Genomic DNA, 13,928 nt, shown 5'->3' on the forward strand with positions numbered 1-13,928 from the left:
ACAGGTTACTTATTTCACCACAAGAGTGGATTGTTCCAGTGCCACACCGGCACCGACAAGGCCGGAATACGGCGCCGTCACCAGCCACACCGGAATGCCTTTGAAATAATCGCTCATGCAACCTTTGTCGGCGAAGCTACGGGCAAAACCGCTTTCAAGGAAGAAGTCGGCAAAGCGTGGAATCACACCGCCAACGATATACACCCCGCCACGTGCACCCGTGGTCAACACGTTGTTACCCGCCACGCGCCCGAGCCAGCAGCAGAACTGCTCCAGCACTTCCAGCGCAATCGGATCACCCGCCAGCCCGGCAGCGGTAATCGCTTCCGGCGTATCGAGTGTCGGCTCATGGCCATCGACCGCACAGATCGCCCGGTAAACCCGTGGCAATCCACCACCACTCAACGCGGTTTCCGCACTGACATGGCCGATCTCGTTGTGGATGTGCTGCCACAGCTGGGTTTCACGCGGGCTGCTCAGCGGCAGATCGACGTGACCGCCCTCGCCCGGCAACGCCGCGAAACGGCCTTCGCCAAGATCAAGCAAGGTGCCGACGCCAAGGCCAGTGCCCGGGCCGATCACCACGGCCGGACGCAACGGCTCCGGCGTGCCCTCGCAGACCACGCGGAATTCGCCCGGCTGCAAACGGGTCATGCCCAGCGCCATCGCCGAGAAGTCGTTGATCAGCAACAACTGCTCGACCTGTAAGGTCTGGCAGAACGCTGTACGACTCAGTCGCCAGTGATTGTTGGTGAACTTGAACTCATCACCACTGACCGGCCCCGCCACCGACAGGCACACCGAACCGATCGAACCCGGCGCCAGACCGAGCCCGCTCAGGTACAGGCTGATCGCCTCTTCCGGGCTGGCGTGGTCGGCCGTGGCCAGCACCTGAACCGATTGCAGTTGCTGGTTTTTCCACAACGCAAACCGCGCGTTGGTGCCTCCGATGTCACCGACCAAAGCCAGTTTCAATTAAGCGTCTCCAGGGCAGAAGTGAAGGCGCTGGCGCCCTGCTCTGCCGAGCTGAAGGCCAAACGCATAAAGCCAAACAGTTCGCGCCCGCTGCCGATGTTGTTGCCCAACAGACCTTTGGCGGGTTCGCGCGCTGCAAATTCGGCGGCGTCGACTTTAAGTTCCAAAGTGCCTTTGACGCCATCGACGCGGATGATATCGCCCTCTTGCACGCGTGCCAAAGCGCCGCCGACATAAGCTTCGGGGCTGACGTGAATTGCGGCGGGGATTTTCCCCGAGGCGCCGGACATGCGCCCGTCAGTCACCAACGCGACTTTGAAGCCGCGATCCTGCAGCACGCCGAGGAATGGCGTCATCTTGTGCAGTTCGGGCATGCCGTTGGAGCGCGGGCCCTGGAAGCGCATCACGGCGACGAAATCTTTTTCCAGCAGACCGGCCTTGAACGCGTCGGCCAGATCTTGTTGATCCTGGAACACCATCGCTGGCGCTTCGACGACCTGGTTTTCCAGTGCCACCGCAGACACCTTCATCACACCGCGACCGAGGTTGCCCTCCATAACGCGCAAACCACCCTCTGCCGAGAATGCACGGGCGACCGGACGCAGGATGTTTTCGTCGAGGCTGTCGGTCGGACCTTCGCGCCATACCAATTCGCCGTTATCGAGGAACGGTTCCTTGGTGTATTTGCTCAGGCCGTGGCCGAGCACGGTGTTGACGTCTTCGTGCAGCAGACCGGCGCCAAGCAATTCGCGGATCAGGAACGACATGCCGCCCGCTGCCTGGAAGTGGTTGATGTCGGCTTTGCCGTTCGGGTAGACGTGGCTGAGGGTCGGCACGACTTCGGAGAGATCGGCCATGTCCTGCCAGGTCAGTTGAATGCCCGCCGCCATGGCGATGGCCGGCATGTGCAGGGTGTGGTTGGTCGAGCCGCCAGTGGCGTGCAGCGCAACAATGGAGTTGACCAGCGATTTCTCGTCGACGATTTCGCCGATCGGCATGAAGTTGCCGTTCTGTTTGGTCAGACGCGTCACTTGATGCGCAGCTTCGCGGGTCAGCGCGTCACGCAGCGGCGTGTTCGGGTTGACGAAGGAGGCGCCCGGCAAGTGCAGGCCCATCACTTCCATCAGCAACTGGTTGGTGTTGGCGGTGCCGTAGAAGGTGCAAGTGCCCGGGCCGTGGTAGGACTTCATCTCCGATTCCAGCAGCTCTTCGCGGGTCGCTTTGCCTTCGGCGTACTTCTGCCGCACGTCGGCTTTTTCCTTGTTGGAAATCCCCGAGACCATCGGCCCGCCCGGTACGAAAATCGTCGGCAGGTGGCCGAAACGCAGCGACCCCATCATCAGGCCCGGGACGATCTTGTCGCAGATGCCGAGCATCAGCGCACCATCGAACATGTTGTGCGACAGCGCCACTGCGGTCGACATGGCGATCACTTCGCGGCTCGGCAGGCTCAGTTCCATGCCCGGCTCGCCCTGGGTCACGCCGTCGCACATCGCCGGCGTACCGCCCGCGAACTGGCCGACCGAACCGATTTCGCGCAGGGCGTTCTTGATCTGTTGCGGGAATACTTCGTACGGCTGGTGCGCCGAGAGCATGTCGTTATACGAAGAAACAATGGCGATGTTCGCCGAGTTCATCATCCGCAGGCTGTGCTTGTCTTCGCTGCCGCAACCGGCCACGCCGTGGGCGAAGTTGGCGCATTGCAGCTTGCCGCGCATCGGCCCGTCAGTGGCGGCGCCGCGAATCAGTGCAAGGTAAGCCTGACGCGTGGCGCGGCTGCGGGCGATAAGCCGTTCGGTGACCTCAAGGACGCGGGGATGCATGTGTAGAACTCCAGGCTAACGGATGTGGCGACCTGATTGTCTATGCTGATCAAACGCCGTTGTTGTTGGAATGACAGACGGCTTTTTTGACCATTCGGACCAGTTGATTCAGGTCACTCGTTGTAGATAAAACAAAATATTGCCACTAAAAAGGCTTGTTTTCTATTTTTATGCGAATAATCTTGTAATTCCAACAACAAAACGACGGCGGCGCTGTTCCATGACTCTTCGAATCGCAATCAATGGTTTTGGCCGCATCGGCCGTAATGTCCTGCGCGCACTGTATACCCAAGGCTATCGACAGGATTTGCAGATTGTCGCCATCAACGATCTGGGCGACAGCTCGATCAATGCTCATCTGCTCAAATACGACACCGTTCACGGCACGTTCGACGCTCAGGTCGAGCATGACAATGAAAGTCTGACCGTCAACGGCGACCGCATTGCGGTCAGCGCCATTCGCAACCCGGCCGAACTGCCATGGGCGGCGGAAAAGATTGATGTGGTGTTCGAATGCACCGGTCTCTTTACCGATCGCGCCAAAGCGGCCGCGCATATTACTGCCGGCGCACGCAAAGTGATCATCTCGGCTCCGGCCAAAGGCGCCGACGCCACGGTTGTCTATGGTGTGAACCACGACATTCTGCGCCAGTCGCACCAGATCATCTCCAACGCTTCGTGCACCACCAACTGCCTGGCGCCAGTGGCGCAGGTGCTGCACCGCGAACTGGGGATCGAAAGCGGTCTGATGACCACCATTCATGCCTACACCAACGATCAGAACCTCACCGACGTCTATCACACCGACCCGTACCGCGCGCGTTCGGCCACGCAGAACATGATCCCGAGCAAGACCGGCGCTGCTGAAGCCGTGGGCCTGGTGCTGCCGGAACTGGCGGGCAAACTGACCGGCATGGCCGTGCGAGTGCCGGTGATCAATGTGTCGCTGGTGGACCTGACCGTGCAACTGAAGAAGGAAGCCAGCGCCGAGGAAGTCAACGCGCTGATGAAAGCCGCCAGCCAACATTCGAAGATTCTCGGCTTCAACACCCTGCCGCTGGTGTCCAGCGACTTCAACCACAACCCGCTGTCGTCGATCTTCGACGCCAACCACACCAAATCCAGCGGCAAACTGCTGAAAGTGCTGGCCTGGTATGACAACGAGTGGGGCTTCTCCAACCGTATGCTGGATAACTGCCTGGCGTTGTGTAACGCCGAATAATCCCAAGTAATCCCCTATCCCTGTGGGAGCGAGCCTGCTCGCGAATACGATGTGTCATTCAACATTTATGTTGGCTGATACACCGCTTTCGCGAGCAGGCTCGCTCCCACAAGGTTTTTCGTTCTATTCAAAATCAGGTCTTGACCATACAGGCAGATGATAAGCATTATCATTCGCTTGAAATCGATCAGGTCCTCCCGTGAGTCAATCGCGCTTCAACCACGTCTTCCTTACTCAGCGCACATCCTTGCTGCGTACGCTGGAGCGGATGGTCAACAATCACAGCACCGCCGAAGATCTGTTGCAGGAGACCTACCTGCGCGTGACGCGGGCGTTGAGTGAGCGGGCCATCGATCACCTCGAACCTTTTGTCTTCCAGACAGCGCGCAATCTGGCGCTGGATCATTTGCGTGCGCGCAAGATCCATTCGCGAACCATGGTCGACGACGTGCCGCAGGATGTCGTGCACAGCGTCGCCGCACCCGCCAGCAGCGCCGAAGACGCCGCCCACGCCGAACAGATGCTGGAGCGCCTGAACGTGAGTCTCAGTCAACTTAGCCCGCGCCAGCAGCAGATTTTCATCCTCAGTCGTTTGCATGGGCACAGCTATCAGGAAATCGCCGACGAGCTGAATGTTTCCCTCAGCACCGTGCAAAAAGAACTGAAGCTGATCATGAGCATTTGCATCGGCGTCGCCGAACGACACGACAGCAGCGGCAAGTTGTAAGCTTCAAGCCCCAAGTAAAAACGAAAAGCAGTACACGCATCTGGCTTGCAGCTTGAAGCTTGAAGCTTGAAGCTTGAAACTGCTTCGCCAGTAGCCCTGAGGAAACACCGTGACGGACACCCACCGCTCGCCTTCGCCGGATTCGGCGCGGGACGCTGCCAACGCAATGGACCAGGCGCTGGACTGGCTCATCGTGCTCGGCAGCCCGGACGAGGAGCAGACCCGGCAGTTCCATGCCTGGCTGTCGGCCGATCCGCTAAATGCCGAGGCGTTTGCCAAGGCGCAGGCAATCTGGGACGGCCCGCAAGTCGCCCTGTGTGCGCAAAGCCTGGCGGCGAAACCTGCGAAAGTCACTGTCCTCAAGCGTCTGCGTCCGCACTGGAAACCGCTGGCCACTGCCGCGGTGCTGATCCTCGGTCTGTTCAGTTTCAGTAATCTGCCGATGCGCATTCAGGCCGATCATCTGACGGTGGTCGGCGAGCGTCAGCGCCTGCAACTGGAGGACGGCTCGAAAGTCCTGCTCAATACCAATTCGGCATTTTCCAGCACCATCAACGATCAGCAGCGCGTTGCCCGGTTGTTTCAGGGCGAAGCGTTTTTCGAGATCGCCAGCGGCCGCAGTCAACCCTTGGAAATCGATGCCGGCCCGGTCCGCGCCAGCGTGCGCGATACCGCGTTTGCCGTGCGTTATCTCGATGGCGTGGCGCAGGTCAACGTGCAGCGTGGCGATGTCGATCTGCAGGCGACGCATAACGACGCTCGCGTACGTCTGACGGCGGGTGAGAGTATTCGTATCGGCCCCAACGGTTTCGACCGTCCAGCCAAACTCGACCCCAACACTGACCTGGCCTGGGTCCAGGGCCGGCTGGTGTTCGAGAACTGCCCGCTGAATCAGGTGCTGGCCGAATTGCGCCGCTACTATCCGGGCTGGATCATCAACAACAACGAGCAACTGGCCGACGTCGCCGTGACCGGTAATTACCGTCTCGATCAGCCACTCGACGTGGTTCGTTCCCTCGCGCAGATCACCTCGGCGCAACTGAAAGAATTCCCTGCCGTGGTCATCCTGAACTAAATGAGAATTATTTTTACTCGATAGCCGACGTCAGTACGTCTCGTTATAGCCAATGCAATTGATTCGCAACACGCGAAGTCAATCAGCCCCTATAAAGATTCGTGCGACACGGAGCGCTATCGATGTCCTCTCGCCTTACCCGCCAGACTGCTTCCCCTTCCCGCGTACTGTCGCTACTGACCGCTGCCATCCTGATGGCCGGCACTGCACCGCTGATGGCTGCCACTGAGCAGCCCGCGCGGAACATGGGCGATTACGCATTCGCCATCGGCCAGCAGCCGCTGGTGTCGGCGCTCAATGCCTTCACCGCCGTGACCGGTTGGCAGGTCGGCTTGCCGGCAGAGTTGGGTCAGGGCGTGTCGTCGCCGGGCGTGCGCGGTTCGCTGCCAGCGGAAAAAGCCCTGGAGCGCCTGTTGGTGGGGACCAACCTGAGCTTCCGCAAAATCAGCAACAACAACGTCGTGCTGGAAAAGCGCAACGCCAGCGGCACGCTCAATCTCGATCAGGTGACCATCAGCGCCACCCGCCAGGAACAGTCGGTTAACAGCGTGCCGGCTACCGTCACCGTGCAGACCCGCCAGGATCTGGACCGCAACAACGTCAACACCATCAAGGATCTGGTGCGCTACGAGCCGGGTGTGTCCGTCGGCGGCGCCGGCCAGCGTGGCGGCATCAGCGGCTACAACATTCGCGGGATCGACGGCGACCGCATCCTGACTCAGGTTGACGGCGTCGAAGTGCCAGACGGCTTCTTCAACGGCCCGTACGCCAAGACCCAGCGCAATTACGTCGACCCGGAAATCGTTAAACGCGTGGAAATCCTCCGTGGCCCGGCCTCGGTGCTGTATGGCAGCAACGCCATCGGCGGCGCCGTCAGCTACTACACCCTCGATGCCGACGACATCATCAAACCAGGCAAAGACGTCGGTGCTCGCCTGAAAAGCGGTTACAGCTCGGCCGATGACAGCTGGTTGAAATCCGCCACCGTTGCCGGCCGCGCCGACCGGTTCGACGGTTTGCTGCACTACAGCCAGCGCGACGGTCACGAAACCGATTCCTACGGCAGCAACAATGGCACTGGCCTTGAGCGCACCGCCGCCAACCCGGAAGACGTCAACGCCTACAACGTGCTGGCCAAGATCGGCTGGAACTACAACGAAGATTCGCGTCTGGGCCTGACCTACGAAAAATACAAGGATGATCGCGACACCGATCAGAAAAGTGCTTACGGCGGCCCGTACTTCAACGGCGCCCCGACCATTCCCGACAGCGTACTGCCCGGCGGCATGTACCAGTGGCGCACCGGCAACGACACCATCACCCGTGAGCGTTTCGGCATCGAACACACATTCGCCCTCGACAGCCTGCTGGTCGACAACGTGAAGTGGAGCCTCAACCACCAGATCGCCAAGACCGACCAGAGCACCACCGAGTTCTACTACCCGATCACCCGTAAAGTGCTGCGCACTCGCGACACCCTTTACGAAGAAAAGCAGTGGGTGTTCGATGCGCAGCTGGACAAGGCCTTCGCCATCGGCGACACCGATCACGTGCTGACTTACGGCACCACCCTCAAGCAACAGAAAGTCACCGGCTCGCGCAGCGGCGACGGCACCTGCCTGGCTGTCGGTCGTGGCTGCACCGCCATTGGTGCAACCAGCACCGCTGACGTGCTGGCCAAAGCCACCGACTTCCCGGACCCGACCATCAACACCTACAGCGTGTTCGCCCAGGATCAGATCAGCTGGAACAACTGGACATTCCTGCCCGGCCTGCGCTACGACTACACCCAGCTCAAGCCGCACATCACTCAGGAATTCCTCAACACCGTGGCGGCTGACGGCCAAGGCACGGTCAGCGACGAGAACAAGACCTGGCACAAAGTCTCGCCAAAATTCGGCCTGACCTACGCCCTGACCGATAACTACACCTGGTACGGTCAGTACGCCGAAGGCTTCCGCACCCCGACCGCGAAAGCCCTGTACGGCCGTTTCGAAAACACCACCACCGGTTATAGCGTGGCGCCGAACCCGGACCTCGATCCGGAGAAAAGCAAAAGCTACGAAACCGGTCTGCGCGGCCACTTCGAGCAAGGCTCGTTCGACGTGGCGGTGTTCTATAACAAGTACCGCGATTTCATCAACGAAGACGCTGTGACCCCGGGCCGCAACGAGCTGACCTTCCAGTCGGCCAACATCAAGCACGCCACCATCAAAGGTGCGGAAGTCAAAGGTCGTTTGAATCTGGATGCGTTCGGCGCGCCACAAGGTCTGTATACCCAAGGCTCGATTGCCTACGCCTACGGTCGCAACAACGACAACGGCGAGCCGATCAACAGCGTCAACCCGCTGACCGGCGTGTTCGGTCTGGGTTACGACCAGGACAACTACGGCGGCCTGCTGAGCTGGACCGTGGTGAAGAAAAAGGATCGCGTCGACGATAGCAATTTCAAGTCGCCGGATGGCGTCAGCAGTCAGTTCAAAACGCCGGGCTTCGGCATTCTTGATCTGGCCGGGTACTACAAAGTCACGGATGACGTCACCGTCAGCGGCGGCATTTACAACCTGACCGACAAGAAGTACTGGCTGTGGGATGACGTGCGCGGTTACGACAGCGTCGGCGAAGCGTCGGTGACGCAACCGGCCAACCTCGATCGCCTGACCCAACCGGGCCGCAACTTCGCGATCAACCTGATCTGGGACATCTGATCGGCGAACCTCACCGCGCGTGTTCAGGCACCGCGCCGTGAGGTTTTTTTACGCTTGCACGGTGTCTTGTTCGTCTCGTTATCAAGCGCCTCTTTTATCAAGGACATGTCATGACCACTTCGGAAAAAGCCCTGCGTACACAACGCCTGAACCAGATTACCCACGAGCCGCACAGCAAGCTCGACGCCCTGGTCAAAGCCCATGCGCCGTTCGAGACCCGCGCCAACTTCGCCCGTTTCGTCGTCGCGCAATACCTGTTCCAGTCGGAACTGGTCGACCTCTACAACGACGCTGAACTGACCGCCATCGTCCCCGATCTGCCGGCCCGTTGCCGCGCAGAAGCGGCCAAGGCTGACCTGGTTGATCTCGACACCGAAGTGCCGGCGCCGGTGGCAGGCGCGGTGAACAACCCGAGCAAGGCCCGTGCGCTGGGCTGGCTCTTTGTCTCCGAAGGTTCGAAGCTCGGCGCAGCGTTCCTGATCAAACGCGCGGTGGCGCTGGAGCTGAGCGAAACCTTTGGCGCCCGTCACCTCGGTGAGCCTGAAGGTGGCCGTGCTGAAGGCTGGAAGCGCTTTGTGCGTACTCTCGACTCGTTGCAGTTCAGCGCTGAAGAAGAGGCTGAAGTGGAGCAAGGCGCGCTCGATGCGTTCAACCGCTTCACCGTGCTGCTGGAACAGGCTTACGCCACAGAGGCCGAACCCGCCTGACACAACACACATCCCCCTGTAGGAGCTGCCGAAGGCTGCGATCTTTTGATCTTGAAAACAACATCAAAAGATCGCAGCCTTCGGCAGCTCCTACAGGGGAACTGCGTAAGCCTGTAAGATCTCCGTTCCGCTTCAGAAGCCACCGCTGAGCCCATGCCGCAACCCGCCTCCTCGAAACTCGCCCGTCTGCTGTTCGGCCTGTTGGCCTACGTCAGCCTCGGCATCGGCCTGATCGCCATTGTCGTGCCCGGCCTGCCGACCACCGAGTTCATCCTCCTCGCCGCCTGGGCCGCGACCCGCAGCTCGCCGCGCCTGAGTGCCTGGCTGGAAAACCATCGTTTGTTCGGGCCGATCCTGAGTAACTGGCGCAACGGCAAGATCATCGCGCGCAAGGCCAAGGTCAGCGCGACGCTGAGCATGTTGCTCTGCGCGACCCTGATGCTGGTGATGCTCGATCATGGCTGGCCGGTTTATCTGGCGATTGCCGGGATGAGCCTGGGCAATCTGTGGATCTGGTCGCGCCCTGAGTCCATCGCTAAACCCGCCTGATCCAGTAGAAGATGCTTTTGTGGCGAGGGCGCTTGCTCCCGCTGGAGTGCGAAGCGCTCCCCCGTTTTTTTTTCTGACTCACCGCGTGTACCGGTTTTGCGACGGCTGCGCCGCCGAGCGGGAGCAAGCGCCCTCGCCACAAAAACCTCATCACCACAAAATACGTTGCCGTTCATCAGCCTGAAACTTCCCTGTAATTAATCCCCTTTTCAGCACAATCTCCTGCGCAAACGTTTAGCGCTGACCATTCGTCGGCAACGGCCTCATGCACCCACGCCTGGCGCCGATGTGCATTGCATGGCGCTGAATGGATTTGGCGAACCGGGTCGTTCGTACCCGCAGCCACCCGTTTATTCATTCGCGAGATCGCCCCATGTTCGACTCACTGTCCATTCGCCTGAAAATCGTTCTGCTCTCCGGCCTGTGCCTGCTCGGTGTGGTCGCGCTGATCGTCGGCATGAACATCTACCAGACCAACCGGAACGACGAACTGGTCAGCAACTCGAGCAACCAGTTGCTCACCGCCAGCGTGCAAAATCTGCTGCAAGCCAAAGCCGCCGAACAAGCAGTGCGGGTGCAAAAGACCTTCGGCGAAAGCCTGACGGTGATCACTGCCGTAGCGGATCAAATCAAGGACATGCGGGTGATGGCCGCCAAGCGTTCGCTGGACGACGGCGCCTTGCGCGAAGAGCTGAACCTGAGCCTGAAAACCGCTTTTGAACGCAACGACAAAGTGCTCGGCATCTGGCTCGCCTTCGAACCCAATGGTCTGGACGGCAAGGACAGCGAGTTCGTCAATGACGCCGCGCGCCAGTCCAACGAAGCCGGGCGTTTCGCCACGTACTGGAGCCGCGCGGCCGGCTCGGCGCTGAACACGATCATGGTCGAAGAAGACATGACCAAGACCACCCTCAGCCTCAGCGGCACGCCGTACAACAGTTGGTACACCTGCCCTCGCGACAACAAGCGTACCTGCCTGCTCGACCCGTACGCCGACACCGTCGGTGGCAAGGAAATGCTCATGACGACCATTTCCGTGCCGTTGATCGTCGACGGTAAAGCCATCGGCGTGGTCGGTGTCGACATCGCCCTCGATGCGCTGCAAGCGGCCGCCGTGGATTCCCAGCGCAACCTGTTCAACAACGCCGGGCACATGCTGATCGTCTCCGGCAGCGGCGTGCTCGGGGCCAACAGTTCCGACGCGAGCAAGGTCGGCAAAAAAATCAGCGACACCCTCGGCGCCGATGGCAAGGACCTGCTGCAACTGGTCAGCAGCGGCACGCCGAAGATTCTCGAACAGGGCGACCTGATTCGTGCCGTGTACCCGGTCGATCCGATCGGCAACTCGCGCGCCTGGGGCGTGATCATCGACCTGCCGAAACAAGTGCTGCTGGCTGACTCGGTCAAGCTGCAAGCGGTGCTCGATGATGCTCAGAAAACCGGCGTAATCACCGCGTTGCTAGTCGCCGTGGTCGCCGGTCTGGTCGGTCTGCTGCTGATCTGGCTGACCGCGTCCGGCGTCACCCGGCCGATCAACAGCGTTGCCGACATGCTGAAGAACATCGCCAGCGGCGAAGGCGATCTGACCCAGCGCCTGAACTACAGCAAGAAAGACGAACTGGGCGAACTGGTGAACTGGTTCAACCGCTTCCTCGACAAGCTGCAACCGACCATCGCCCAGATCAAACAGAGCATCACCGAAGCACGCGGCACCGCCGACCAGTCCTCGGAAATCGCCCGCCAGACCAGCGAAGGCATGCAGGTGCAGTTCCGCGAAATAGACCAGGTCGCCACCGCGTCCAACGAAATGAGCGCCACTGCCCACGATGTCGCCAACAGCGCCTCCAACGCAGCCAACGCCGCCAAAGGTGCCGATCAGTCGGCCAAGGACGGCATGTCGATCATCGAGCGCAGCACCCGCGACATCAATCAACTGGCCGATGAAGTCAGCAAGGCCGTGACTGAAGTAGAAGCACTGGCGGTCAACAGCGAACAGATCGGCTCGGTGCTGGAAGTGATCCGCAGCATCGCCGAACAGACCAACCTGCTCGCCCTCAACGCCGCGATCGAAGCGGCCCGCGCCGGTGAGAGCGGGCGTGGTTTCGCAGTGGTTGCCGACGAGGTGCGCAACCTCGCCAAGCGCACTCAGGATTCGGTAGAAGAAATTCGCATCGTGATCGAGCGTATTCAGACGGGCACCCGTGGCGTGGTCGCGACCATGCATTCGAGCCAGACCCAGGCGCACAACAACGCCGGGCAGATTCGTCAGGCAGTCGATGCGTTGGGCAAAATCAGTGACGCGGTGACGGTGATCAGCGACATGAACCTGCAGATTGCCAGTGCCGCTGAACAGCAGAGCGCGGTGGCCGAAGAGGTCAATCGCAATGTCTCGGCCATTCGCACGGTCACCGAGACGTTGACCGGGCAAGCCACTGAGTCGGCGGCGATCAGCAGCCAGCTCAATGCCCTGGCCAGTCAGCAGATGAAATTGATGGATCAGTTCCGCGTCTAGCAAACCTGCAAAAATCCCTGTGGGAGCGAGCCTGCTCGCGAAGACGGCAGCACATTCAACACTAATGTGACTGATCCACCGCTTTCGCGAGCAAGCTCGCTCCCACAGGGGTAAGTGTTCACCCGCTGGCGTTTTCATCTAACTCGGGATTGTTTTGCACTATCATCGCCCTCTCGCTTCGGAGGGCCTTCGATGACTGATTTACTCACGTCTATTCAAGCCGCACTCGGCTTGTCGCACACGCCGATTCCGTTCACCCACAGCGGCGCCCTGCCCTCGGCGTTCGCCGTCACTGAGCTTGCCCGCGCCAGCATCGCCGCTGCCGGTCAGGCTGTCGCCGAACTGCTCCTGCAACAAACCGGGCACTTGCCCGCCGTCGAAGTCGACCGACGACTGGCCTCGTTCTGGTTCGCCACCTCCATCCGCCCGATTGGCTGGCAAGTCCCGCCGCTGTGGGATCCGGTCGCTGGCGATTACCAGACCCGCGACGGCTGGATCCGCCTGCACACCAATGCCCCGCATCACCGCGCCGCCGCTGAGCGCGTGCTCGGGGCCTGCGCCGACCGCGCGGCGATGGCGGCGAAAGTTGCGCAATGGACGAGCACGGATCTGGAGCAAGCGGTGGTCGAGGCCAAGGGCTGCGCCGCCGAAATGCGCAGTTGGGCGCAGTGGCAGACGCATCCGCAGGGGCTGGCGGTGAATGCCGAGCCGCTGGTGCACTTCCTCGCTGCACAGGATGAACATCACCAAGCGTGGCAAGGCTCGCTGGCGCAACCGTTGGCCGGAATCAAAGTGCTGGACCTGACTCGCGTACTCGCCGGCCCCACCGCCAGCCGTTTTCTCGCTGGCCTTGGCGCCGATGTATTGCGCATCGATTCCCCGACCTGGAATGAGCCCGGGGTCGTCCCGGAAATGACCCTCGGCAAACGCTGCGCGCGGCTGAATCTGCATGACCCGGTTGATCGCGCAGTGTTCGAGGGGTTGTTGAAAGACGCCGACATTCTGCTGCACGGTTACCGCGCCGACGCCCTGGAAAATCTCGGTTTCGGCGTTGAGCGCCGCCGCCAACTGGCACCGGGCCTGATCGATGTCGGCCTCAACGCTTTCGGCTGGAGCGGCCCGTGGCAGAACCGCCGAGGCTTCGACAGTCTGGTGCAGATGAGCAGCGGCATTGCCGAGGCCGGACAGCGCTGGAAGCAGACCGAGACACCAACGCCGTTGCCGGTGCAGGCGCTGGATCATGCGACGGGGTATTTGATGGCGGCGAGTGCGCTCAGATTGCTGACGCAGCGATTGCGTAATGGTCGCGGTGGCTCGGCGCGATTGTCGCTGGCACGTACGGCCAAACTGCTGATCGAACAGGGACCAGGGACAATGGAAGCACTACGCGCCGAGGATGAACAGGATCAGAGCTTGTCGGTCGAGCAAACCCCGTGGGGGCCGGCGCACCGGTTGCAGGTGCCGGTGAAGATCAGCGGCACGCCAATTCAGTGGGTGTTGCCGGCCACCGAGTTGGGCGCCCATAACCCACAGTGGCTCTAAAAAAGCCCCTCACCCTAACCCTCTCCCAGAGGGAGAGGGGACTGATTGGGGGAAATTCGAGAAACTCACCGACTTGAAAGATTGGCTG

General features: G+C 60.7%; 9 protein-coding genes and 2 pseudogenes. 9 read left to right on the plus strand and 2 right to left on the minus strand.

The window, feature by feature from the left end:
• Window positions 1–9: 9 nt before the first annotated feature.
• Together BK670_RS24300 and edd are read right to left on the minus strand one after the other, a co-directional pair.
• Window positions 10–975: a glucokinase gene (locus BK670_RS24300; RefSeq protein WP_123453566.1), complete on the minus strand. Its 966-nt coding sequence runs from the start codon at window positions 973–975 to the stop codon at window positions 10–12.
• A complete protein-coding gene (gene edd / locus BK670_RS24305; RefSeq protein ID WP_123453568.1) occupies window positions 972–2,798 on the minus strand; it encodes a phosphogluconate dehydratase in 1,827 nt (608 codons plus the stop codon). Before edd ends, BK670_RS24300 begins: the two co-directional genes overlap by 4 nt.
• 220 nt (window positions 2,799–3,018) lie before the next feature.
• On the opposite strand from edd, the gene gap reads away from it, so the two are divergent.
• The 9 genes and pseudogenes from gap to BK670_RS24345 all read left to right on the plus strand — a co-directional run bounded on the left by gap (window position 3,019) and on the right by BK670_RS24345 (window position 13,840).
• Window positions 3,019–4,020, plus strand: coding sequence for a type I glyceraldehyde-3-phosphate dehydrogenase (gene gap / locus BK670_RS24310; protein ID WP_034153396.1), 1,002 nt, complete (start codon window positions 3,019–3,021; stop codon window positions 4,018–4,020).
• A 199-nt stretch (window positions 4,021–4,219) separates the two neighbouring features.
• Complete coding sequence (locus BK670_RS24315) at window positions 4,220–4,747, plus strand: RNA polymerase sigma factor (RefSeq protein ID WP_123453570.1); 528 nt, start codon at window positions 4,220–4,222, stop codon at window positions 4,745–4,747.
• A gap of 109 nt (window positions 4,748–4,856) precedes the next feature.
• Window positions 4,857–5,822, plus strand: a complete 966-nt coding sequence (locus tag BK670_RS24320) for a FecR family protein (RefSeq protein ID WP_123453572.1) — start codon at window positions 4,857–4,859, stop codon at window positions 5,820–5,822.
• Window positions 5,823–5,944: 122 nt separating this feature from the next.
• On the plus strand, window positions 5,945–8,530 hold the full coding sequence (locus BK670_RS24325; protein WP_123453574.1) for a TonB-dependent receptor: 2,586 nt from the start codon (window positions 5,945–5,947) through the stop codon (window positions 8,528–8,530).
• A gap of 110 nt (window positions 8,531–8,640) precedes the next feature.
• Window positions 8,641–9,237 carry a biliverdin-producing heme oxygenase gene (locus BK670_RS24330; RefSeq protein ID WP_123453576.1) on the plus strand — a complete coding sequence of 199 codons (597 nt, stop codon included), beginning with the start codon at window positions 8,641–8,643 and terminating at the stop codon, window positions 9,235–9,237.
• Between the two features lie 153 nt (window positions 9,238–9,390).
• The gene (locus tag BK670_RS24335; protein WP_123453578.1) at window positions 9,391–9,786 is read left to right on the plus strand and encodes a YbaN family protein; all 396 of its coding nucleotides are present in this window, start codon (window positions 9,391–9,393) and stop codon (window positions 9,784–9,786) included.
• Window positions 9,787–10,432: 646 nt separating this feature from the next.
• A pseudogene (locus tag BK670_RS30355) lies at window positions 10,433–11,440 on the plus strand (methyl-accepting chemotaxis protein); the annotation flags it as partial.
• A 330-nt stretch (window positions 11,441–11,770) separates the two neighbouring features.
• Window positions 11,771–12,298, plus strand: a pseudogene (locus BK670_RS30360) (methyl-accepting chemotaxis protein); the annotation flags it as partial.
• Between the two features lie 192 nt (window positions 12,299–12,490).
• Window positions 12,491–13,840 (plus strand): CoA transferase, encoded by a 1,350-nt coding sequence (locus BK670_RS24345; RefSeq protein ID WP_123453583.1) that lies wholly within the window; start codon window positions 12,491–12,493, stop codon window positions 13,838–13,840.
• Window positions 13,841–13,928: the final 88 nt, after the last annotated feature.

The sequence above is a fragment of the Pseudomonas fluorescens genome, from assembly GCF_003732425.1.
Classification (GTDB): Bacteria; Pseudomonadota; Gammaproteobacteria; order Pseudomonadales; family Pseudomonadaceae; genus Aquipseudomonas; species Aquipseudomonas fluorescens_BE.

Coding starts and splice junctions, on each gene's coding strand:
- BK670_RS24325 (WP_123453574.1), top strand. CDS start 5,945: ATGTCCTCTCGCCTTACCCGCCAGACTGCTTCCCCTTCCCGCGTACTG.
- edd (WP_123453568.1), bottom strand. CDS start 2,798: ATGCATCCCCGCGTCCTTGAGGTCACCGAACGGCTTATCGCCCGCAGC.
- gap (WP_034153396.1), top strand. CDS start 3,019: ATGACTCTTCGAATCGCAATCAATGGTTTTGGCCGCATCGGCCGTAAT.
- BK670_RS24335 (WP_123453578.1), top strand. CDS start 9,391: ATGCCGCAACCCGCCTCCTCGAAACTCGCCCGTCTGCTGTTCGGCCTG.
- BK670_RS24330 (WP_123453576.1), top strand. CDS start 8,641: ATGACCACTTCGGAAAAAGCCCTGCGTACACAACGCCTGAACCAGATT.
- BK670_RS24345 (WP_123453583.1), top strand. CDS start 12,491: ATGACTGATTTACTCACGTCTATTCAAGCCGCACTCGGCTTGTCGCAC.